The sequence below is a fragment of the Microbacterium sp. P2_F9 genome (assembly GCF_056403635.1).
This window is the reverse complement of the sequence record NZ_JBFUFC010000013.1, coordinates 1-22,780: the sequence shown is the minus strand read 5'-3', so window position 1 is coordinate 22,780 and position 22,780 is coordinate 1. Positions and strand designations below refer to the sequence as shown.

At 68.7% G+C, this 22,780-nt stretch carries 20 protein-coding genes; 7 read left to right on the top strand and 13 right to left on the bottom strand.

What is annotated here, in order from left to right; all coding sequences use genetic code 11:
• Window positions 1-96: 96 nt before the first annotated feature.
• Entirely contained in the window at window positions 97-594 is a 498-nt protein-coding gene (locus AC1DVT_RS02685; RefSeq protein WP_477386303.1) for a gluconokinase, read from the top strand.
• A 21-nt stretch (window positions 595-615) separates the two neighbouring features.
• On the opposite strand, the gene AC1DVT_RS02680 is transcribed toward AC1DVT_RS02685, so the two are convergent.
• The gene (locus tag AC1DVT_RS02680; protein ID WP_477386301.1) at window positions 616-1,626 is read right to left on the bottom strand and encodes a LacI family DNA-binding transcriptional regulator; all 1,011 of its coding nucleotides are present in this window, start codon (window positions 1,624-1,626) and stop codon (window positions 616-618) included.
• Window positions 1,627-1,764: 138 nt separating this feature from the next.
• Between AC1DVT_RS02680 and AC1DVT_RS02675 the strand changes: the two genes are divergently transcribed.
• Genes AC1DVT_RS02675 through rhaS form a run of 4 tightly spaced genes read left to right on the top strand, consistent with a single transcriptional unit; the run spans window position 1,765 to window position 6,481 of the window.
• Complete coding sequence (locus tag AC1DVT_RS02675) at window positions 1,765-3,294, top strand: sugar ABC transporter ATP-binding protein (RefSeq protein WP_477386299.1); 1,530 nt, start codon at window positions 1,765-1,767, stop codon at window positions 3,292-3,294.
• A complete protein-coding gene (locus AC1DVT_RS02670; RefSeq protein ID WP_477386297.1) occupies window positions 3,291-4,316 on the top strand; it encodes an ABC transporter permease in 1,026 nt (341 codons plus the stop codon). The genes AC1DVT_RS02675 and AC1DVT_RS02670 overlap by 4 nt, the downstream gene beginning before the upstream one ends.
• Window positions 4,316-5,380 carry an ABC transporter permease gene (locus AC1DVT_RS02665; RefSeq protein ID WP_477386295.1) on the top strand — a complete coding sequence of 355 codons (1,065 nt, stop codon included), beginning with the start codon at window positions 4,316-4,318 and terminating at the stop codon, window positions 5,378-5,380. The genes AC1DVT_RS02670 and AC1DVT_RS02665 overlap by 1 nt, the downstream gene beginning before the upstream one ends.
• 60 nt (window positions 5,381-5,440) lie before the next feature.
• On the top strand, window positions 5,441-6,481 hold the full coding sequence (gene rhaS / locus AC1DVT_RS02660) for a rhamnose ABC transporter substrate-binding protein (RefSeq protein ID WP_477386293.1): 1,041 nt from the start codon (window positions 5,441-5,443) through the stop codon (window positions 6,479-6,481).
• 93 nt (window positions 6,482-6,574) lie between these two features.
• On the opposite strand, the gene AC1DVT_RS02655 is transcribed toward rhaS, so the two are convergent.
• The 4 genes from AC1DVT_RS02655 to AC1DVT_RS02640 all read right to left on the bottom strand — a co-directional run bounded on the left by AC1DVT_RS02655 (window position 6,575) and on the right by AC1DVT_RS02640 (window position 11,701).
• Window positions 6,575-8,503, bottom strand: coding sequence for a glycoside hydrolase family 127 protein (locus tag AC1DVT_RS02655; RefSeq protein WP_477386291.1), 1,929 nt, complete (start codon window positions 8,501-8,503; stop codon window positions 6,575-6,577).
• Window positions 8,500-9,399 carry a carbohydrate ABC transporter permease gene (locus AC1DVT_RS02650; RefSeq protein WP_477386289.1) on the bottom strand — a complete coding sequence of 300 codons (900 nt, stop codon included), beginning with the start codon at window positions 9,397-9,399 and terminating at the stop codon, window positions 8,500-8,502. The genes AC1DVT_RS02655 and AC1DVT_RS02650 overlap by 4 nt, the downstream gene beginning before the upstream one ends.
• A 20-nt stretch (window positions 9,400-9,419) precedes the next feature.
• Window positions 9,420-10,334, bottom strand: a complete 915-nt coding sequence (locus AC1DVT_RS02645) for a carbohydrate ABC transporter permease (protein WP_457098875.1) — start codon at window positions 10,332-10,334, stop codon at window positions 9,420-9,422.
• A 65-nt stretch (window positions 10,335-10,399) separates the two neighbouring features.
• On the bottom strand, window positions 10,400-11,701 hold the full coding sequence (locus AC1DVT_RS02640) for an ABC transporter substrate-binding protein (protein ID WP_477386287.1): 1,302 nt from the start codon (window positions 11,699-11,701) through the stop codon (window positions 10,400-10,402).
• A 175-nt stretch (window positions 11,702-11,876) separates the two neighbouring features.
• Between AC1DVT_RS02640 and AC1DVT_RS02635 the strand changes: the two genes are divergently transcribed.
• Window positions 11,877-12,899: a LacI family DNA-binding transcriptional regulator gene (locus AC1DVT_RS02635; RefSeq protein ID WP_477386285.1), complete on the top strand. Its 1,023-nt coding sequence runs from the start codon at window positions 11,877-11,879 to the stop codon at window positions 12,897-12,899.
• Between the two features lie 37 nt (window positions 12,900-12,936).
• Here the strand turns inward: AC1DVT_RS02635 and AC1DVT_RS02630 are convergent, their stop codons facing one another.
• From AC1DVT_RS02630 to AC1DVT_RS02595, 8 genes are all read right to left on the bottom strand, one after another.
• Entirely contained in the window at window positions 12,937-13,560 is a 624-nt protein-coding gene (locus AC1DVT_RS02630) for a DnaJ family domain-containing protein (protein ID WP_477386283.1), read from the bottom strand.
• Window positions 13,561-13,607: 47 nt separating this feature from the next.
• Window positions 13,608-14,450: an NAD-dependent epimerase/dehydratase family protein gene (locus tag AC1DVT_RS02625; protein ID WP_477386281.1), complete on the bottom strand. Its 843-nt coding sequence runs from the start codon at window positions 14,448-14,450 to the stop codon at window positions 13,608-13,610.
• A 24-nt stretch (window positions 14,451-14,474) separates the two neighbouring features.
• Entirely contained in the window at window positions 14,475-15,491 is a 1,017-nt protein-coding gene (locus AC1DVT_RS02620; RefSeq protein WP_477386279.1) for a LacI family DNA-binding transcriptional regulator, read from the bottom strand.
• Entirely contained in the window at window positions 15,488-17,095 is a 1,608-nt protein-coding gene (locus tag AC1DVT_RS02615) for a sugar ABC transporter ATP-binding protein (protein WP_477386277.1), read from the bottom strand. Before AC1DVT_RS02615 ends, AC1DVT_RS02620 begins: the two co-directional genes overlap by 4 nt.
• Window positions 17,096-17,149: 54 nt before the next feature.
• Entirely contained in the window at window positions 17,150-18,172 is a 1,023-nt protein-coding gene (locus AC1DVT_RS02610) for an ABC transporter permease subunit (RefSeq protein ID WP_477386275.1), read from the bottom strand.
• Window positions 18,169-19,209 (bottom strand): ABC transporter permease, encoded by a 1,041-nt coding sequence (locus AC1DVT_RS02605; protein WP_457098888.1) that lies wholly within the window; start codon window positions 19,207-19,209, stop codon window positions 18,169-18,171. The genes AC1DVT_RS02610 and AC1DVT_RS02605 overlap by 4 nt, the downstream gene beginning before the upstream one ends.
• Window positions 19,206-20,741: a sugar ABC transporter ATP-binding protein gene (locus AC1DVT_RS02600; protein WP_477386273.1), complete on the bottom strand. Its 1,536-nt coding sequence runs from the start codon at window positions 20,739-20,741 to the stop codon at window positions 19,206-19,208. The genes AC1DVT_RS02605 and AC1DVT_RS02600 overlap by 4 nt, the downstream gene beginning before the upstream one ends.
• Window positions 20,742-20,855: 114 nt before the next feature.
• The gene (locus AC1DVT_RS02595; RefSeq protein ID WP_477386271.1) at window positions 20,856-21,845 is read right to left on the bottom strand and encodes an ABC transporter substrate-binding protein; all 990 of its coding nucleotides are present in this window, start codon (window positions 21,843-21,845) and stop codon (window positions 20,856-20,858) included.
• A gap of 276 nt (window positions 21,846-22,121) precedes the next feature.
• On the opposite strand from AC1DVT_RS02595, the gene AC1DVT_RS02590 reads away from it, so the two are divergent.
• The coding region (locus AC1DVT_RS02590; protein WP_477386269.1) for a LacI family DNA-binding transcriptional regulator at window positions 22,122-22,780 on the top strand (659 nt) is incomplete at its 3' end.

Here is a 22,780-nt window from a genome sequence, read left to right as displayed (position 1 = left end):
CTCGAAGACCCAGGCCCGCGCGCTGCGCGGGACTCCGGCCTGGCACACTGGCTTGTTGGGTCACGATCGTCGGGCCCGTGACCGTCTGGAGTTGCTGTGCCGCTGGTCGTGATTGGCGTTTCGGGGTCGGGCAAGTCGACGGTGGCGGCCGCGGTCGCCGCACGCGTCGGGGGAGTGTTCCTCGATGCCGATGACTTCCACCCGGAGTCCAACCGGGCGAAGATGGCGGCCGGCACGCCGCTCACCGACGAGGATCGCGGCCCCTGGCTCGCCATCCTCAGTGACGAGCTCGCCAGCCGCACGGCCCGCGGCGAGGTGGTCGTGCTGGCCTGCTCGGCGCTCAAGCGCGCCTACCGCGACCAGCTGCGCGCGCGCGGCGGCGACCTCTTCTTCGCGCAGCTCACCGGTGCGCGTGAGCTGCTGGCGGCGCGGATGGGCGCCCGCACCGATCACTTCATGCCGAGCAGCCTGCTCGATTCGCAGCTCGCGACGCTCGAGCCGCTGCAGGCCGACGAGCCAGGAGTGGTCGTCGACGTCGCCCTCGCGCCGGCGGCCGTCGTCGACGCCGTGGTCGCGGCCTGGCTGGGCGTGTGAGCGCGACCGCCTGACGCCCGCTCAGCGGGGGCGCGTCGATGCCCGCACGACGAGCTCCGGCTGGAACACGGTCTGCCGGGGGATGCTCTCCGGATCCGCGGCCTCCTCGAGCACGATCCGCAGTGCGGTGCGGCCGATCATGCGACTCGGCTGCCGGATCGACGAGAGCGGCACCGCCGCGGCCGCCGCGAACGCGATGTCGTCGAACCCGATGATCGCGATGTCGTCGGGCACCAGCATCCGTCCCGCCACGACGAGGGACTGGAGGAGGCCCAGCGCGAGCAGGTCGTTGGCGGCGAAGAGGGCGTCCGGCCAGTCCCGGCGCGGTCGGCTGAGGATGCGCGTGCCCGCGGCCACACCCTCCTCGACGGTCATCGCCGCGGTCGCGACGACCTCGAGGTCGACGCTGACTGTCGCGTTCTCGGCCGCGACGCGCGCGCCGGCCAGCCGGTCGGTCACCTGGCGGATGTCGAACGGGCCGCCCACGAACGCGATGCGACGGCGCCCGCCCTCGATGAGATGGTCGACCGCCATCCGTCCGCCGATGACGCTGTCGACCGACACGGACGAGAACCGCCCGTCGCCGCTGAACCGGTCGACGAGCACGGCGGCGATCCCGCGCGCCCGCAGCTTCTGCAGCCGGGACGTGATGTCGCCGTAGGGGGCGATCAGCACCCCGCGCACCTGCTGCTCTTCGAAGAGGTCGAGGTAGAGGCGTTCGCGCGCAGGGTCCTCGTCGGTGTTGCCGTAGAGCACCGCGATGCTGTGGCGGGATGCCTCGTCCTCTGCGCCGCGGACGACGTCGTTGTAGAACGGATTCTGGCCGTTGAGGACCACGAAGCCGATGGTGGTGCTGACACCGGCCCGGAGCTTGCGGGCCGCGTCGTTGCGGACGTATCCGAGTTCTTCGATCGCCCGGCTGACCCGATCGACCGAGTCGACAGACACCTCGTCGGGGCGGTTGAGCACGTTCGAGACGGTGCCGACCGAGACGCCCGCGCGCACGGCGACATCTCGAATGCTGACCGCCACGTCGACTCCACTTCCTTGTTGGATCACGATTCGGTCACTGTCGCTGTGCGACTTGACCGGCAACGTCGGTGAAACCTAGAGTAGCCTGAAACCCGCCTGAATCGATTCATTCATTTTCACCCTCAACGAGGAGGACCTGTGGCAGACAACGCCGCCTCCGCCGCACAGACACCCGCGCTGGAACTGCGTCGGGTGGTCAAGTCGTTCGGCCCCGTCGTCGCCCTCCGCTCCGGAAGCCTCACGCTCGAGCGTGGCTCGATCCACGCCTTGATCGGCGAGAACGGTGCCGGCAAGTCCACGCTCGTGAAGATCATCGCGGGCCTCTACCACCGCGACGCGGGCGATCTGCTCCTCGATGGCGAGTCCGTGGACTTCTCCAGCACGGCGCAGTCGAAGGCCGCGGGCATCGCCGTGATCTACCAGGAGCCGACGCTCTTCCCCGACTTGTCGGTGACCGAGAACATCTTCATGGGCCGCCAGCCCACCCGCTCGCTCGGCCGCATCGATCGCAAGCTCATGCGGGCTCAGGCGCTCGAGCTGTTCACTCGCCTGGGTGTGCGGCTCGACCCCGATCGCCCCACGCTCGGACTGTCGATCGCAGACCAGCAGATCATCGAGATCGCCAAGGCGATCTCGCTCGACGCCAAGGTGCTCGTCATGGACGAGCCCACCGCGGCACTGAGCGGCGTCGAGGTCGAGCGCCTGTTCGCCGTCGCCCGCAGCCTTCGCGATGAAGGTCGTGCGCTGCTGTTCATCTCGCACCGCTTCGACGAGGTCTTCGACCTGTGCGACACCGTCACGGTCATGCGCGACGGCGCCTACATCGCCACCAGCCCCATCGCCGACACCACGGTCGCCGACCTCGTGCGCCAGATGGTCGGGCGCGACATCGCGACGCTGTTCCCCAAAGAGGATGCCGAGATCGGCGAGCCCGTCCTGGTCGTCGAAGGGCTCACCGAGCCGGGCGTCTTCCACGACGTCTCGTTCACGGTGCGGTCGGGCGAGATCGTCGCCCTGGCCGGCCTCGTCGGTGCCGGCCGCAGCGAGATCGCGCGAGCGATCTTCGGCGTCGACCCGTACACCTCCGGCACGGTGACGATCAACGGCGCCACGGTGCCCAAGCGCAAGCCGGTCGCCGCGATGAAGCTCGGGCTCGCGCTGGTTCCGGAAGATCGCCGCAAGCAGGGGCTCGTGCTCGGCAGCTCGGTCGCCAAGAACACGACGATGGCGATCCGCGGCTCGCTGGCGAAGTTCGGCCTCATCACCGCAGCGGCCGAGAACGCCGCCGCGCGCGTCTGGGACAGCCGCCTCGAGGTGAAGACCGCGTCGCTCGACACGGAGTCCGGCACCCTGAGCGGTGGCAACCAGCAGAAGGTCGTGCTGGCCAAATGGCTCGCCACGAAGCCGACCGTGCTGATCGTCGACGAGCCGACTCGCGGCATCGACGTCGGCACCAAGGCCGAGGTGCACCGCCTGCTCTCGCAGCTCGCCGGCGAGGGGATGGCCATCCTCATGATCTCCTCCGAGCTTCCCGAAGTGCTCGGCATGGCCGACCGGGTCGTCGTGGTTCGCGAGGGCCAGATCACCGCCGAGATCGACCGCGGCGACGCCACCGCCGAGACCGTCATGTTCGCCGCCACCCACAAAGCGGAAGAGATCGCCCGATGACCGCCGTAGTTCCTGTTCAGCCGAAGAGCCGACTGGCCACAGCGGCCTCGTCGCTCGTGCGTGCCCGCGAGACGGGCATCCTGCTCGCCCTGCTGCTCGTCATCCTCGCGGCCACCATCAAGAACCCCAACTTCCTCTTCAGCGCCGACGGCTTCCGCGACCTGCTGCTCACCCCGGCGATCCTCATGCTGGTCGCGGTCGGTCAGGCGATCGTGATCATCACCCGCAACGTCGACCTCTCGGTCGGCTCCGTGCTGGGGCTGTCCGCCTACGCCACCGGCCGGCTGTTCATCGACTTCCCGGGAATCCCGATCATCGTGGTCTTCCTGGTGGGCATGGCGTTCGGTGCCGTCCTCGGCCTCATCAACGGCGCCTTGATCGCGTTCGCCAAGGTGCCGGCGCTCGTGATCACGCTCGGCACGCTGTACGTCTATCGCGGCATCAATGTCGTGTGGACCGGCAGCGATCGCATCAACTCGAGCGACATGCCGGCGGAGTTCCTGGCCCTCGGCACCGGCTCGATCCTGTTCATCCCGATCCTCACGATCATCGCCCTAGTGGTGCTCGTGATCGCCGGCTGGTACATGCGCAATCGCCGAGGCGGCCGCGAGCTGTACGCGATCGGGTCCGATCCCGCGGCAGCCAACCTGTACGGCCTGAAGGTCACACAGCGCGTGCTCGGGGCGTTCATCGTCTGCGGTGCGCTGGCGGGTCTTGCCGGGGTGCTCTATGCCGCGCGTTACGGAACGGTCAACTCGCAGGCGGGGAGCGGATTCGAGCTGCTCGCGGTGGGCGCCGCGGTGATCGGCGGTGTCGCCATCTTCGGCGGCAGCGGCTCGGTCTGGGGCGCCGCCATCGGCGCCTACCTGCTCCTGACGATCAACCGCGCTCTGCCGATCCTCGGGGTGCCCGACTTCTGGCAGCGCGCCGTGGTCGGCGTGCTCATCATCAGCGCGATCGTGCTCGACCGCGTGCTCGCCCTTCGACAAGCCAAGCATCTCGTGGAAGCGAGGGACATCTGATGACCGCTCTTGCCCCGGCATCCGTACCCGTCCCCCTCCGCACGTACAAGGACTATGCGCACCCGCTGTGGCGCCGCGCGCTGCTCACCCGCGAGATGGCGGTCATCGCCGCGCTGATCCTCGTGGTGATCGTCGCCAGCCTCACCGTCGGGCCCTTCTCGAAGCCCATCACGCTCACCTACCTGCTGCTCGACATGGCGCCGATCCTGCTGATCGCGCTGCCGATGACGCTCATCATCATCACCGGCGAGATCGACCTGTCGGTCGCGAGCATCGTGGGCCTTTCCAGCGTCACCGTGGGCGTGCTCCACGCGGGCGGCATGCCGCTCGAGATGGCCGGTCTGATCGCACTCGTCGTCGGCGGCATCGCGGGCGCCCTCAACGGGTTCCTCATCACGGTCGTGGGACTGCCCTCGCTCGCGGTGACGATCGGCACGCTCGCGCTCTATCGCGGCCTCGCGGTGGGACTCCTCGGCACCAAGGCGGTGACCGAGTTCCCCGAATACTGGAAGGACCTGGTCAAGTCGCGCTTCGTGGGCACACCGTTCCCGGCGGTGACACTGCTCATCGTCATCCTGGCGGTCGCCTTCGCGGTGCTGCTGCACTTCACGCCCTTCGGCCGTGGCATCTACGCCATCGGGCTGAGCCCCGAGACCGCCCGCTTCTCCGGGGTGCATGTCGAGCGGACGAAGTTCATCCTGTTCATCCTCGCCGGAGTGGTCTCGGCGCTCGCCGGCATCTACTTCACGCTGCGGTTCAGCAGCGCCCGAGGCGACAACGCCACGGGCCTGGAGCTGTCGGTGATCGCGGCAGTGCTGCTCGGCGGCGTCTCCATCTTCGGAGGCAAGGGCGCGCTGCACGGCGTGCTCGCGGGCGTGCTGCTGATCGGCACCATCGCGAGTGCACTCCGGCTCGCCGGCGTCACCTCCGACGTCATCAACATCGTCACCGGCACCCTGCTCATCGCGTCGGTCGTCGGAACCAGCTTCCTGGCATGGCTGCGCGCGCGGCGCAGCAGACCAGGCGGAAGAAAAACGGATGCCCCGGCCATCGCCAAGGACTAGGGCAGCCCGAACCACGTCGATGCAGTCACATCGGCACGAACCACAACAACAAGGAGAACGATGATGTTTCTGAAGTCACGCACGGCCAAGCTCGGCGCCATCGCCGTGCTGGCGGCCAGCGTCGCGGTGCTCGCAGGCTGCACCACGACCGCGAGCGACGACGGCGCGAGCGCTGAGGGCGACGCAAGCAACCTGTCCATCACCTTCCTGCCGAAGAACCTGGGCAATGCCTACTTCGACACCGCCGACCAGGGCGGCGCGGACGCGATCGCCGAGTTCGACGGCACGTACGCCGAGGTCGGCCCCGCGACCGGCTCGCCGGACGGCCAGGTCAGCTACATCAACACGCTGACCCAGCAGGGTGTCGGCGCGATCGCCATCTCGGCGAACGACCCGACCGCACTGTGCGACGCGATCGGCGAGGCCCAGGACGCGGGCGTCAAGATCGTGACCTACGACGCCGACACCAGCGCCGACTGCCGCGACATGTTCATCCAGCCGGCTGACGCAGCGGGCATCGCGAAGATCCAGGTCGACCTGATCGCCGAGCAGATCGGCGACGCGGGCAAGATCGCGATCCTCTCGGCGACGGCCAACGCCACGAACCAGAACGCCTGGATCGAGCTCATGAAGACCGAGCTGGCCGACAACCACCCCGACATCGAGCTCGTCGAGGTCGTCTACGGCGACGACGACGACCAGACGTCGTTCGACAAGACGGCGGCACTGCTGCAGACCTACCCCGACCTCAAGGGCATCATCTCGCCCACGACGGTCGGCATCTCCGCCGCGGCCCGCTACCTGCAGACCTCGGACTTCAAGGGCAAGGTCGCACTGACCGGTCTCGGCACGCCGGACCAGATGCGCGACTACGTCAACGACGGCACCGTCACCGCGTTCGCGCTGTGGAACCCGGGTGACGTGGGCTACCTGGCCTCGTACGCGGCGAAGGCGCTCATCGAGGGCGACATCACCGGCGCCGAGGGCGACGAGTTCGACGGCGGAAAGCTCGGCTCCTACACGATCGGCAAGGACGGCGTCGTGCTCCTCGGCGACCCGTACGTGTTCAACGCCGACAACATCGAGGACTTCCACTTCTAAAGTCGAAGCCGCTCTGACGTCGAATCGACGAACGGCGCCCGGTCTGCATCACGCAGGCCGGGCGTCTTCGCGTTCGCGATGGTTCGCGCGAGGTCAACTCGTCGGAATCCAGACGCGCATGGTCGAGGGTCCCCGGTTCGCCCACGAGTGATACGGAACGAGCGGGATCAGGATGCCGTCGCCCTCGCTCGCCGCATCGGCAGCGCCGTAGGGCCACTCGGCCGCCGGCGCAGTGCGCACCCGGATGCGGGCGCTGACGCGACCGTCGGATTCGTGCAGCGGCGCGGCCGGATCGATGACGACCTGTCCGACGTCGTCGACGCCGAGCGCCGCGAGGTCCGTCGACTCCAGCGCGAGCACCTCGGGGCCGCGCTCGATGGCGACGCATCCGCGCACCGCGTCGATGTGCGCATCCGGCCAGGTCACCCGCGGCGAGACGGGGAGGTCGAGCTCCACGACATCGCCGGCACGGAACTCCCGGGTGATCTCGCAGACGCCGGGCGCGGCATCCCGATCCTCCACGCCGTCAGCCGTCGTCACGCGCACCCGCGCGCCCCGCGCCCACGAGGGGACGCGCAGCGCGAGGGTCCAGCTGCCGGCGGTGTCGCCCACGATCGACACGCGGATGCCGCCCTCGGCCGGGTAGCCGGTCTCGAGGTCGAACGCGACCGCGCGGCCATCGGCCAGCTTCGTGCGCACCGACGCGGAGGCGTACTGATGCACCTGAACCCCGGTATCGTCTGCCGTCGCGATGTAGGCGGCGAGGCTCGCGAACGTGCGGGCGACGTTCGGCGGGCAGCACGAGACCTCGAACCAGGGGGCGCGCAGCGACGACGACGCGCGCGGCGATGTCTCGTCGGGATCGKCCGGGGTGCCGGGCACGCGCTGGTGCAGCGTGTTGGCGTAGTAGAACGACCGGCCGTCGTCGCTCGGCGACGTCGCGACCACGTTGTAGAGCGTGCGCTCGATCAGGTCGGCGTAGCGCGGATCGCCGTCGGCGAGCAGGAGCCGCCAGGCGAACATGATCGAGCCGATGCCGGCGCACGTCTCGGAGTAGGCGCGGTCCGGCGGCAGCTCCCAGTCGTCGCCGAAGGCCTCGTCCTGATGGTGGGAGCCCTGGCCGCCGGTCAAGTAGGTGCGACGGGCGATGGTGTGCTCCCATTGCGAGCGCAGGGCCTCCAGCAGCGCCGCGTCGCCGGTGTCGACCGCGACATCGGCCGCACCGGAGGCGAGATAGTTCGCCCGCACGGCGTGGCCGCGGAGCACCCGCGCATCCCGAACCGGGATGTCGTCCTGGAAGTACGACCGGCCGTACTCGATGTCGGCGAGAGTGCCCGCGCCGTGGCGCTCGATGAAGATCCGCGCCTGCTCGAGATAGCGGGGCTCCCCGACGGCCCGGGCGAGCTCCGCGAGTCCGACTTCGATCTCGGCGTGCCCGCAGATCGACTCGATGCCACCCTCCCCGAAGACGTCGCACAGCAGGTCGGCGGCCCGGCGGGCGATGTCGATGAGCCCGTCGTCCGCGTCCGGCCGAGTGCGACGGCGAGCAACCGCTGCCTGGAAGAGGTGCCCGAGGCAGTACAGCTCGTGTCCCCACTCGAGGTTCGACCAGCGCGGACCCTGGCCGGGTCGCCCGAACATCGTGTCGAGGTACCCGTCGGGCTCCTGCGCCGCCGCGACGCGCGCGACGACGGCCCGGAAGCGCTCGTCCAGGGCGGCATCGCCGGTGCGGCCGATCTCCCACGCGAGTGCCTCGAGGTACTTGTAGATCTCGGAGTCCGAGAACTCGCGCCCTCGCCGCCCGTCGGGCAGCGTGCCCGCCGCGGCGAGATCGAAGTTGGCGAGCCATCCCTCGGACTCGAGCCGGCCCCCGATGTGGTCGAGCGTCGCGCTGCCGTTGACCTCCTGGCGGTGGGCCCAGAAACCGCCGGTGATCTGCACCTCGTCGAGGCCGAGAGGCCGCAGTCGGCCGGAGGCCGGCACCACGGGGGTGGCGGGGGTGGTAGTGGAGATCATCGTCATCCCTTGAAAGCGCCGGACATGAAACCGCGGACGTAGTGCCGCTGCAGAATGAGGAAGAGCACGATGCACGGCAGAGCGAGGACCACCACGCCGGCCTCGGTCGCGCCGTAATCGATGACCCCCTGCACCTGCACGCGGAGGTTCGCGACCGCCAGCGGCAGCGTCATCTTGTTCGTGTCGGTGATGAGGATCAGCGGCGCCATGAAGTCGTTCCACGCCGCGAGGAATGCGAACAGCCCCACCGTGATCAGGCCAGGCTTGACCGCCGGCAGCAGGACCCGCCAGAGYGCCGCGAACGTGGAGCAGCCGTCGACCATCGCCGCTTCGTCGAGCTCGCGCGGGATCGATTCGAACGAGATGCGCATCATGAACATCGAGAACGGCAGCTGGAACATCGTGAGGACGATCGCGACGCCGACGAGGGAGTTGCTGAGTCCGACGGCGTTGAGGATCACATAGAGGGGGATCAGCAGCGTCGCATAGGGGACCATCAGGATGGCGAGGGTCGTGAGGAACAGCAGGTTCTTGCCCGGGAACGAGAACCGCGCGAACGCGTAGCCGCCCAGCAGCGACACCGTGAGGGTCAGCACCACCGTCAGCAGCGAGACGAAGAGCGAGTTGGCGAGATACACCCAGATGCCGGCCTGGTAGTTGGCGAGGGCTGCGTAGTTGCCGAAGCCCCAGCCGTCGGTCTGGCTCGTGCCGGCCTTCGGCTGCACCGACGAGACCGTCGTCCAGATCAGCGGGTAGAGGAAGATCACCGCGAGGGCGGTGGTGAACACCCAGTACGGGATGCCGAGCACCAACCGTGCGGCGGGGGACCGGCGGTGCCGGGCCTCGGTGGGGGCGACGCGCAGGACGTCGGTGGGTGTGAGTGCGGTGGATGAAGAGGTCATGGCTTCGGCTCCTGGCTCGCTCAGCTGTCCTCGGGGCGGCGGAACGCGCGCAGTTGGAAGATGTTGATCGCGATGAGGGCGAGGAGGACGATGACCGACAGTGCCGCGGCGATGCCGAGGTTGTTCTGACCCTGGAACGCCACGTTGTAGATGAGCTGCACGATGGTCATCGTGCTGTTGTCGGGGCCGCCCTTGGTGAGGATGTAGAACTGCTCGAACGCGAGCAGCGACCCGGTGACGCAGAGCACGATCGTCAGGGCGAAGGTGGGCCGCAGCAGCGGAAGGGTGATGTCGCGGAACGTCTGCCAGCGCGAGGCGCCGTCGATGCGGGCGGCTTCGTAGACATCGTCGGGAATGCCTTGCAGGCCGACGAGCATCAGCAGCATGTAGAAGCCCGCGTACCTCCAGACGACGAGGAACACGGTCGACCACAGCGCACCCTCGGGCGTGCCGAGGAACGTGAAGCCCCACTTCTGCATGAGGTCGGCGAAGGGTCCCGCGTACGGGGAGTAGAGCACATAGAAGAGGAGGGATGCCGAGGCAAGACCCAGTGCGCTCGGCACGAGGAACGACGTCCGCAGGAAGGACTTCCAGCGCGTCGACTCCTGCACGAGCATCGCGAGCCCGAGGCCGAGACCGACGAGCAGGATCGTCGTGATCACCGTGTACTTGAGCGTGAACCCGATCGAGTCCCAGAAGAGCCGGTGCTGCACGGCATCCGTGTAGTTCTCGGGGAAATTCGGTCCTTGGTAACCAGCCATGAGCGGCCAGTCCGACGCCGACATCTGCAGCACCAGGGCGAGGGGCACGAGGAAGACCAGGATGACGAAGATCGCGGTGGGAGCCGCATAGCCCCAGCCGCGCAGGGCCTCGTTGCGTGCGCGACGGGAGGGTCTGCGGCGCGTCGCCCGCGCGGGGAGTGTGTCGGCGACCATGTGTGAATTCCTTCGAGTCGGGGGAGGCGGGAGAGGGGGCGGCGGGCTGCCGCCCCCTCTCGAATTCACTGCTTGAGGATCGCGGTGATCTCCTCGTTGTCGGCGTCGACCGTGTCGGTGCCATCCAGCACTGCGTTGCGTACGAGCGTCAGCCACGGGCTGCCGGGTGCGTTGAACGCCTGCTGGAAGTTCAGCGCCACYGGGGTGTCGCCGTTGGCCGCGACCTCATTGATCGTGACCAGCCGGGGGTCCTTGTCGGAGTACTTGTTGCTCGAGAGGTCTGAGCGCGACACGACGTCGTTGTTCTTGGCGAGCACCTCGACCTGGGCATCCTCGGACATCATCCAGCTGAGGAAGTTCCAGGCCTGCGCAGCCTTCTTGGAGTCCTTCGAGACGCCGATGCCGTCGCCACCGACGAAGGTCGACGCGCCGCCCTCAGGTCCGGGGATGCCGGCCACGCCGACGTCGAACGGTGTCGACGACAGCAGGGTAGCGGGGTAGAACATGAGACCGACGTTGCCCTCGGTGAACCCGGCGGTCCACGTGGGGCCGGCTTCGTCCTGCGAGCTCGGCAGCACCGCGCCGGACTCCCACAGGTCGTTCCACGTCGAGTAGACCTCCTTGGCGGTGTCGCTGGCGAGGAGCGACTCGGTTCCGTCGTCGCTCAGCACCTCTTCGCCATCGGCCCACACGCTCGGGAACCAGGTGAAGACGAGGCAGCCGCCGCAGTTGAGGCCGGTCGCGGTGCCGTAGACACCGTCCTTGCCGAGCGCCTGGATCGCCTTCGCGTCCTCGGCGAACTCGGCGAGGTTGGCCGGGGCCTTCTCGGGGTCGAGCCCCGCCTCGGTGAAGAGGTCCTTGTTCCAGAACAGCATCGAGAGGTCGAGCACGAACGGCAGCACATGCTCCTTGCCGTCGACGGTGCCGGCCGACAGGTGGCCCGGGTTGATCTCGTCCTTGAACGGGAGGCCTTCGATCTGCGCCGAGATGTCCTGGAACAGCCCCTGCTGGACCCAGTTGGGCACGTAGACGATGTCGGCGGCGAACAGATCGGGGAGGCCGTCGGAGCCGGCGGCGGCGCCGACCTTGGCGACGTAGTCGTCGTTGGGAACGACCGTGAGCTCGACCTGGTTCTCATGGCTCGCGTTGTAGGCGTCGACGAGGAGGTTCGCCTGCTTCTCGAGGGGCGCGCGGGTCCACAGGGTCAGCGTCGAGCCGTCGTCGGTGCCGTCCGGGCCGATCGACTCGGCGGGTGCGGGTGTGTTGTCGCTGCCCGAGCAGGCGGCGAGCCCACCCATGAGGGCTGCGGTGGCGACGATCGCCGTGAGCGTCCGCAGGGGCGCCCGCCGGCGGCGGTGGTTGGTCATGCTGTCTCCTCTTGCTCGTCATCGAGCGGATGCGGCCGGTTGTGCCGGGTGCGCGCCGCTATGCATGGATTCGGAATCTCGAAACGTACCGAAATCCCTTTCGGTACGTTATCTTCAGTTTCGAAGCACCGTCAAGGCGTTGAACCGATAACGTTTTTGTAACGAGGGGGGTGGCATGACGTCGAGTGAAAGCGGACGAACGACGACGCTCAGCGATGTCGCGCGACGGGCGGGGGTGTCGATCGCCACGGCATCGAAGGCGCTGAACGGACGGGGCGACGTCGCGCCGGCGACTCGAGCGCGGGTTGCCGAGGCGGCCGAGGCGCTCTCGTTCACGCCGAACGCCATGGCCCGCGGGCTGCTGGCGGGGCGCACCGGAACGGTCGGGCTGCTCACGAGCGACCTCGAGGGCCGCTTCATGCTCCCGATCCTGATGGGTGCAGAAGACGCCTTCGGCGCAGGAAAGGTGAATGTCTTCCTCTGCGACGCGCGGGGCGACGCCATTCGGGAACAGCATCATCTGAAGGCGCTGCTGAGCCGACGCGTGGACGGCATCATCGTCGTCGGTCGGCAGACCGACCCGCGTCCGTCGCTCGGACAGGACCTGCCCGTTCCCGTGGTCTACGCATACGCGCCCTCAGACGATCCGCGCGACCTCTCACTCACTCCGGACAACTATGCCGGAGGCCGGCTCGCGATCGAGCACCTGATCTCGTGCGGCCGCACGCGGATCGCGCACATCAGCGGAGATCCCGAGTATGCGGCTGCGCAGGATCGCCTGGCCGGTGCCCGGGCCGCGCTCGATGCCGCCGGGCTGCCCCTCATCGGCGAGCCCATGTTCTCGGTGTGGTCCGAGCACTGGGGGAGGGATGCCGCGGCAATGCTGCTCGAGCGGCATCCCGACGTCGACGCCATCTTCTGCGGCTCGGACCAGCTCGCCCGCGGTGTGCTCGACACGGCGCGCGACCTCGGGCGGCGCGTGCCGGATGACCTGGCGGTGATCGGCTACGACAACTGGGAAGTGCTCACCACGAACGCTCGGCCCGAGCTGACGAGCATCGATGCGAACCTGCAGCAGCTCGGCCGACAGGCCGCGCAGCGGGTGTTCGATGCGATCGACGGCGTCGACATCGGCGAGGGCACGCATCACCTGCCGGTGCGGCTCGTGATTCGGGGTTCCACCATCGCGCGGCGCTGAGGCGACTCGGTCCGGCTCAAGCCGGCCGCCGTCACCTTCAGCGCGACGGCCGCCGCCACCAGCGGGGCCGGGGGACCGGGCGATCGTCCTTCTCCGCAGCGTCGGCTGCCTGCTGCGCGCGCCGCGCGTGCCAGGAGCGCACCTCATCCTCGACGTCGCGGGTGGGCGTGATCACCGGAGGGCCGCCGAGCAGCTGCCGGCGCGCCTCGACGACGCGCAGGTTGAAGTCCTCGACGACCTCGCGCACCTCGGTTTCGTACCTCAGCTCGTCGAGCCGGTCGGCCAGCTGTGCGCTCTCGACCCGCAGCGACAGAGCGGGCGGACCGAGCCCGGTCAGCTGCTCGCTCTCGATCTTGCGCCGGATCCACCAATCCGGGTCGTGGCTCTCGCCGAGGCCCGGGATCGGCTTGCCCGCGCCGGGCAGGTTGTCGAACTCGCCACGACGGATGGCCTGCTGAATCGCTACCTCGACGTACGCGGCCCGCTCGGCCGCGCTGCTCGCCCGGTCCCGACGGCTGGGTGGTGCGGTGAGCTCCGGTGCGAAGCCAGAGTCGTCGGGTGCGCCAGCCGCGTCGTCGCTCTGGGCCGCGGCATCCTTCTCGCTCTGCTCGAGCTTGTCGATCTGATACCGCGCCGCGGCGACGCGAGGGTCGTCGGTCATCGTGCTCCTCCTGGGGGCGAAGGTGCCTCCAGCCTAGAGCCGAGGCCTCAGACGTGGTCGCGCCAGGAGTGCTTCGGCGCGAAGCCGAGGAGGCGCCGGGCCTTGTGGATCGACAGCAGCGTGTCGTTGTCGCCGAACTCGCCGCGCAGCGGCACATCGGGGAACACCTCGGCGATGAGCTCGCTGTTCGGCCGCGACATCACCGTGTCGGCGGCCGCGATGATGAACCGATCGAACCCCGGTGGGGCGACCTCGAGGGCCCGCTCGATGGCCTGCGCGCCGTCGCGGGCGTCGATGTAGCCCCACAGGTTCCACTTGCGCAGCCGTGCATCCGCGTCGAACGAGGGGAACTCGGCGTAGTCCGCCGGCACCATGACGTTCGAGAATCGCAGCGCTGTGATCGAGAGGTCCGGATGCCAGCGCACGAGCTCGGTCGCGAGCTGCTCCTCGAGCACCTTCACGATCGAATACACGCTCTCCGGACGCGCGGGATACTCCTCGTCGACCGGGATGTACGGCGGCGGCACGTCGAACGGCAGCCCCAGCACCGTCTCGCTGGACGCATAGACGATACGACGGATGCCGAGGCGCGCGGCTGCCCAGAACACGTTGAACGTGCTCGGCATGTTGTTATGGAACGTCGCGACATCGGAGCGGATGCCGGGGGCCGGGATCGCCGCGAGGTGCACGACGGCATCGAACGGCGTGGTGCGGTCGACGCCGCCGAGCGCGTCGACGACCTGGCCGTAGTCGGTGAGATCGATCTGCACGAAGTTCGAGCGTCGCGGGCCCACGACATCCATCCCGATGACGGTGTGGCCCGCGGCGCGGAGTTCATCCGCGACGACCGAGCCGAGCTTTCCGGTGGAGCCGGTGACAGCGATGCGCATGAACCCAGCCTGTCACGGCGGCGATCAGCGCGGGGCGGCTCGCGTCGACTGCCGGACGATCAGGTGGGTCGGCAGCGGCGTGTCCTCGGTCGCCGTCTCGGGCTCCTCGACCGCGATCAGCACCTTCTGCATGATCAGCTCGCCGAGCGCCGCGAAGTCCTGGCGCACAGTGGTCAGCGCGGGGTAGAGGTAGCCGGCTTCCGGCACGTCGTCGAAGCCGACGACGCTGACGTCTTCTGGGACGCGGATGCCGCGTTCCCGCAGCGCCGACAGCAGTCCGATGGACATGTGGTCGTTGCCGACGAAGATCGCCGAGCCCGGTTCGACATCGAGGGCCGACCCGAGCCGATAGCCGCTCGCCGCCGACCAGTCGCCGTGCTGCGGCTCGACGACCTCGAGCCGGTGTGCGGCGAGCTCGTCGCGCCAGCCGCGCACCCGCTCGGCCGCGTCTGAGGCGCGCGGGGGACCGGCGAGGTGCAGGATCTTCTGATGCCCGAGCTCGGCGAGGTGACGCACTGCCGACCGGGCGCCCCGGTACTGGTCGATCGACACGAGCAGGGGGCTGCGTCGGGCGGTCGATGCCGCTGCGACGAGGGGGATGCTGAGGTCGAGGCCGCGGACCGCCTCGAGCACTTCCGTGTCGACGACGACCAGGACGATCGCGTCGACGCGCTGCCGCAGCAGGCCTTCGACGACCGCGCGGATGCCGGCGGCATCGGCATCGAGCGAGCTCACCGTCTCGACGCTGTAGCGGGCGACGCGCGCGGCGAAGTTGAAGTGCATGGCGATCGACGTCGGGCCGTAGTCCGAGACACCGGGAGTGACGAGACCGATCGTGCGCGTCCGCCGGGTGACCAGGGCGCGCGCCGCGGGCGAGGGACTGTAGTGCAGCTGGGCGATCGCCTGCTCGACCCGTGCGCGCGTCGCGGGGCGGACGTTCGGCAGGTCGTTGAGCACGCGCGAGACGGTCTGATGCGACACGCCGGCCAGCCGTGCGACATCGAAGATGTTCGCGGCGCGCGAGCCCTTGTCGTCGCTCACGATCGACCCTCGATATCGTCGGCGCCGGCCGAAGCGTCGGCCGCTCCTGAGGGGGCGGCGTCGTAACGGTCCGCCGACGGCACGGCCTCACTCTCGTCCTCGTCCGGCCGCGCCACCATCGCCATGAGCGAATCGACGGTCAGCCCCTCGGAGGGGAGGGTCTCGATGATCCGCCCTCCGCGGAGGATCGCCACCCGGTGCCCGACCCGCAGCACCTCTTCGAGCTCGGCGGAGATGAAGACAACCGACAGGCCGTTGTCGGCGAGCTCGCCGACGAGGTTCTGGATCTCGACCTTCGCTCCGACATCGATCCCGCGGGTGGGCTCGTCGAGCACGAGCACGCGCGGTGACAGGGCGAGCATGCGCGCGAGCAGCACCTTCTGCTGGTTGCCCCCCGAGAGAGTGCCTGCGGGCTTGTCCATATCCGCCGGTCGGATGTCGAGGGCCTCGATCCAGCTCGCGGCGAGTTCGCGCTGACGAGAGGAACGGATGCGCCGGAGGATGCCGCGCTGGGCCTGAAGCGCGAGGGTGATGTTCTCGCGCACGCTGAGTTCGCTGATGATCCCCTCGGTGCGGCGGTTCTCGGACGAGTAGACGACCCCGAACGAGATCGCGCGGCGCACACCGCCGAGCCCCGCGTCCTGCCCGGTGATGCGGATGATCCCGGCATCCAGCCGATCGATACCCGTGAGCGCGCGGGCGAGTTCGGTGCGCCCGGAGCCGAGCAGCCCAGCCACGCCGAGCACTTCGCCTTCGGCGAGATCGACGTCGGCGCCGGTGATTCCGGTGCCGACGGTCACGTCGCGCCCGCTGAGGTACGGCGTCGCGGCGTCGAGTGGTTCGTCGACGCTCGGACGAGTCCGCAGGTCTTGGACGCTGCGGCCGAGCATCTTCTCGACGAGGTCGATCCGCAGCAGCTCCTTCGTGAGGTACTCGCCGACGAGCTTGCCGTTGCGCAGCACCGTGACCCGATCGCAGATCTCGTACACCTGGTCGAGGAAGTGCGAGACGAACAGAATCGCGACACCGCGCTGCTTGAGCTCGCGGATGACCCGGAACAGCTCGGCCACCTCATCGAGGTCGAGGCTCGAGGTCGGCTCGTCGAGGACGAGCACCTTGACGTCGACCGAGATCGCCCGCGCGATCGCGACCAGCTGCTGGATGGCGAGGGAGTGCGTGCTCAGGATCGACGCCGGGTCGATGTCGATGCCCAGGTCGGTGAGCACCGCCTTCGCCTCGGCGCGCATCCGCCGCCAGTCGATGATGCCGAACCGGCGGGGCTCTCGGCCGAGCGCGATGTTCTCCGCGACGGAGACATTGGGCAGCAGGTCGATCTCCTGGTAGACCGTGCTGATGCCCGCGCGCTGCGCATCGTGCGGTGTCGGAAAGCGCACGACCGCGCCGTCGAGCCGCAGTTCCCCCTCGGTCAGCGCGAGCGCACCGGTGATCGCCTTGATGAGCGTCGACTTGCCCGCGCCGTTCTCGCCCATGAGCGAGTGCACCTCGCCGGGGAACATGCGGAAGTCGACGCCGTCGATCGCGGCATCCGCTCCATAGCGCACGGTCGCCCCGGTGAGCTCGAGGAGCGGGGCGGCGGCGTCCATCACGCCATTATGGTGCGATGCCGGCGCGCCGCCGCGCTCCCCGAGCGGACCATCTCAGCGGCGTCGATCCGAACGCGCGACGATCGCGCGCTGCACGACGATGAACACCAGCAGCAGGATGCCGATGATGATGCGCGTCCAGGACTGCTCGGCGCCCATGAAGGAGATCACGGTCTGGATCCCGCCGTAGACGAGGACGCCGACCATCGACCCCAGCACGTACCCTCGACCGCCGCTGAGCAGCGTGCCGCCGATGACCACGGCCGCGATCGCATCGAGCTCGGTGCCGACGCCGTACAGCGGATAGCCCGCGCCCGAGTAGGCGGTGAGGGCGAGGCCGGCCAGGCCCGCGCAGACGCCGCTGATGACGTACGCGACGACCTTCGTGCGGGCGACGTTGAGGCCCATCAGCCGCGCGGACTGCTCGTTGCCGCCGATCGCGTAGATCGTCCGGCCGAAGCGGGTCCACTGGAGGACGATCGCGGCGACGGCGACGACCAGGAGAGCCAGGACGCCGGTCGGCGAGATGTACCAGTCGCCGAGCCGGAACCGCGTGCTGCCCAGCCAGAGGACCACCGGGTCCACGACCTTGATCGACTCGAGGCTGACCACGAACGCGAGACCGCGGGCGAGGAACAGGCCGGCCAGCGACGCGATGAACGGCTGTACCTCGAAGTATTGGACGAGCACACCTACCATCAGCCCGATCGCGGCTCCGCCGAGGAGCATCACCGGGATCGTGACGATCGCGGGGAAGCCTTCGGACAGCAGCTTCGCGCACAGGATGCCGGTGAATGCCATCACGGAGCCGACCGACAGATCGATGCCGCCGGTCAGGATCACGAACGTCATGCCGACGGCCAGGATCAGCAGGTACGCGTTGTCGAGCAGGAGCGACGAGATGTTGCGGGGCGTGATGAAGTTGCCGAAGTAGAGCTGTGCTCCGACGAACAGCAGGATCAGGATGGCGAGAGCCGCGAAGGTCGGCATGAGCGACGCGTGGCGGTTCAGGAAGGTGCCCCAGCGTGACGACAGGCTCTGCTCGTCGCTGGGTCGGGTCTGCACTGTCGCGGTCATGACGCCGCCTCCGTCCGGCTCGGCGTGCCGGCCGTTCGCATCGATTGAATGAGGTCGCGCGCGACACGGTGCACCCGCGGCGACTGGACGAGGACGACGATGATGACGACCGCGGCGAAGACCACCGGCGCCTGCGCCGAGGGCACGCCGAGGAACAGGATCGTCGAGCGGAGCGTCTGGATTGTGAAGACACCGACGACGGTGCCCGCGATCGTGAACTTGCCGCCGGTCAGCGAGGTTCCGCCGAGCACGACGGCGAGGATCGCGTAGAGCTCGATGTAGAGGCCGGTGGCATTGGCGTCGGCCGCCATGATGTTGGAGCTGTACAGGATGCCGGCCATGCCGGCCAGCAGCCCGCTCGCGACGTAGGCCCCGAAGACGATGCCTCGGGAGCGCACCCCCGCGAGCCGGCTGGCTTCTGGGTTGATGCCGACAGCCTCGGTCAGCACGCCCAGCGCGGTGCGCCGCTCGAGCAGCGCGATCACCAGGATCGCGGCGACCGAGATGAACAGCGCGAAGGGGAGCCCGACGACGTAGCCGGTCGCGATGAACTTGTACGGCGCGCTGGTGACGGTGGTGATGAAGCCCTCGGTGATGAGCAGCGCTACGCCACGGCCGGCCAGCATCAGCACGAGGGTCGCGATGATGGGCTGGATGCCGAGCACGGCGACCAGGAACCCGTTCCACACGCCCAGGACGAGCGAGACGAGGAGGCCGACCAGGAGCGCGACCGCCACGGTGCCGAGCGCCTCGGGCGAGCCCGACGTGTCGATGATCGTCAGTGCGACTGCGCCGGAAACCGCCATGATGGCGCCGACCGAGAGGTCGATGCCGCGCGTCGCGATGACGATGGTCATGCCGAGGGCGACGAGCATGAGCGGTGCGCTGTTGCGCAGGATGTCGATCAGGGCCCCGTAGAGCTCTCCGTCGCGCACCGTGATCGAGATGAACTGCGGACGGACGATCGCGTTCAGCGCGATGAGCGCGAGCAGGGCGACGATCGGCCAGAACAGCCGATGTGTCACGAGTTTCTTCACGCTGCGCTCCCTTCGCCGGCGTTGGCGATGTAGTCGATGAGGCCGTCGAGATCGACGTCGTCCGAGGACAGTTCGCCGATCTGACGGCGGTCGCGCATCACGATGACGCGCTGGGCGAGCCGGAGGACTTCCTCGAGCTCGGAGGAGATGAAGATGACGGCGAGGCCCTTCTCGGACAGCTCGGCGACCTTGCGCTGGATGTCGGCCTTCGCGCCGACGTCGATGCCGCGGGTCGGCTCGTCGAGCACGATCAGTTCGGGCGCCGTCGCGAGCCAGCGGGCCAGCAGCACCTTCTGCTGGTTGCCGCCGGAGAGATTCCCGGCGCGCAGGTTCGGGTCGGCCGGCCGCACGTCCAGGGCCTTGATGTACTCCGACACGATGGCGTCCTGCTCGGTGCGACGGATCCGTCGCATCCATCCGCGGCGGGCCTGGATGCCGAGCACGATGTTCTGCGCGACCGTGAGGTCGCCGATCACGCCCTCGCCCCGCCGGTCCTCGGACGAGAACACCATCTTCTTGTCGATCGCGCTGCGCGGGGACGTCATCCGCACGGGATGGCCGTTGATCTCGATCTGGCCGGAGTCCGCGCGGTCGGCGCCGTACAGGAGGCGCACGAGTTCGGTGCGTCCGGATCCGAGCAGACCGGCGATGCCGACCACTTCGCCCTCGTAGACGTCGATGTCGGCCGGCTCGAGCACGCCGCGACGGCCGACGCCGGTGGCCCGCAGCACCGGGGTGCCGGTGCGGTCGATCTCGCGGGCGGCCATCGATGAGATCGCAGCGAGCTCATCGAGCTCACGGCCGATCATCTTGGTGACGAGCGTCTCGCGGGGGAGGTCTGCGGCGGCGTACTCGCCGACGAGCTGGCCGTTGCGCAGGATCGTGATGCGGTCGGAGACCTCGTAGATCTGATCGAGGAAGTGACTGACGAAGAGAATCGCCACGCCACGGTCGCGGAGGTCGCGCATGACGCTGAAGAGCTGCTCGACCTCGCCGCGGTCCAGGCTCGAGGTGGGCTCGTCGAGGATGAGCACCTTCGCGTCGAGCACCATCGCGCGGCTGATGGCGACGAGCTGCTGGATCGCGATCGAGTGGCTCGACAGGGCCGAGCGCGTGTCGATCTGCAGGCCGAGGTTGTCGAGGTGCCGGGCGGCCTCGCGGTGCGCGGCCTTCCAGTCGATGCCGCCTGCCTTGCGCGGCTCATGCCCGAGCATGACGTTCTCGCCGACCGAGAGGTTCGCGCACAGATTGACCTCCTGGTACACGGTGGAGATCCCGGCGCTCTGCGCATCGGCGGTGTGCGCGAACACGCGCGTCTCGCCGGCGACGACGATCGACCCGCTGTCGATCGCGTACACACCGGTGAGCGCCTTGATGAGGGTGGACTTGCCGGCGCCGTTCTCGCCCATGAGCGAGTGGATCTCGCCGCCGCGAAGGCGGAAGTCGACGCCGTCGAGGGCGAGCACGCCGGGGAAGCGGATCGTGATGCCGGTCATCTGGACGATCGGGGGGACTTCGGTGTCCGCAGGCATGGTGGGGTTCGGTGCCTTTCCAGCTCCATTGTCGGGCACGTACGCCGGGGGACCGATGGATCGGCCCCCCGGCGGAGGTGCTACGACTTTGCTACAGGATGATCGGGTCGGAGATCAGTACAGGCGCGAGTCGATGACCTCGGCGGCCTGCTCCTGCGTGAAGGACTGGTCCTCGACGTAGTTCGCCTTCTCGACCGACTTGTCCGCAAGCACGTCCTTGACGAGCCCGGCAGCCAGATCGCCGAGGAGCGGGTTGCACTCCACGATGAAGTTGATCTTGCCGTCGACCAGTGCCTGCATGCCGTCGTGGACAGCGTCGATCGAGATGATCTTGATGTCCTCTCCGGGGACGCCGCCGGCAGCCTCGATGGCCTCGATGGCGCCGAGAGCCATGTCGTCGTTGTGTGCGTAGAGCAGGTCGATGCCGTCGAGCCCGTACTTCTGGATGAAGCCCTCCATGACCGTCTTGCCGCCATCGCGGGTGAAGTCACCCGTCTGGGAGTCGATCTTCTCGATCGACGTGCCCTTGATGGCCTCGTCGAAGCCCGACGCGCGCTCGTTGGCGGGAGCCGATCCAGTCGTGCCTTCGAGCACGACCATCTTGGTGGCGGTGTCGCCGTAGTTCTCCTTGGCCCACTCGCCGGCGGTGACGCCTTCCTTGTGGAAGTCCAGTCCGACCCAGCTCGCGAACAGGTCGTCCGACGACGTCACCGTGCGGTCTTCGAGCACGACCGGGATGCCGGCATCCGCCGCTTCCTGCAGCACGTCGTCCCAGCCGTCCTCGACGATCGGCGCGATGACGATCGCGTCGACGCCCTGGTTGATGAAGCTGCGGACGGCGGCGATCTGAGCGGCCGGGTCGTTGTCGGCCGCGTTGAAGGTGAGGTCGAAGCCGTTCTCCTCCGAGAACGCCGTCTTCATCGACTCCGTGTTGGCCGAGCGCCAGCCGCTCTCCGAGCCCGTCTGGGCGAATCCGACGCTGACGAGCTCGCCGCCGCCGGCGTCGCCGCTGCTGTCGCCGCCGGATCCGCTCGAGCAGCCGGTGACTGCCAATGCGAACGCGCCCAGGATGGCGATGCTCGCGGCAATGTTGCGCTTCTGCATTCCAAAACCTCCTCGTCTTGGTCCGGCGTCAATGCCGGAGTTGTGATTGCCGACCTCTCGTGGTCGTCTGTGAGCGAAATGTTAGCCTTCACATTTCCATTTTGGCGAGAGTGTGAGCGATAACATTTCGGTAACACCGCCATGAGACACCCGAATCGTCGTCCCCGCCCACCTTTCGGTGAACGTTTCCTAAGTGAGCGATCACATTTCGGATGAGACCGATCCCACCGGTGCGCTGGGTGGGCTGTGCTGCGGAGCGGGCTAGCCTGAGGTGCCATGAGCGAGGGCGAACAGGCACGACGCGTTGGGGTGCGCGACGTCGCGCGTCTGGCCGGCGTGTCGTCGCAGACCGTGTCCCGGGTCATCAACGACCAGCCCAACATCCGCTCCGAGACCCGCCGACGAGTGCTCGACGCCATGGCCGAACTGGACTACCGCGTCAACAACGCGGCGCGGACGCTCGGCACCAGCACGACCCGCACCGTCGGGGTGATCGCGTCCGACGCCACGCTCTACGGGCCGGCGGTCGGGATCGCGGCCCTCGAATCCGCCGCGCGGGCGGTCGGCCGGTGGATCGCGACGGCGTACGCGGATGCCGCGGACGAGRCATCCGTCCGCTCCGCCGCCGGCCACCTGCTCGCCCAGGGGGTCGACKGGATCGTCGTGCTCGCTCCGCACGCCCGCACGCTCGAGGCGCTCGAATCCGCCGGTGCGGGGGTTCCGGTGGTCGCGCTGCACAGCGGCGCCGGCGCGCAGCGGCAGGTGGAGGGCGCCGCGCTCCCGGTGCGGCACCTGATCGACCTCGGACACCGGCGGATCGCCCGGCTCGCGGGTCCCGCCGACTGGCTGGAGGCCGTCGCCCGGGATCGCGGCGCCGTTGCGGAGCTCGCGGCGTCCGGACTCGAGGCGGGGCCGAGGTGGGAGGGCGACTGGAC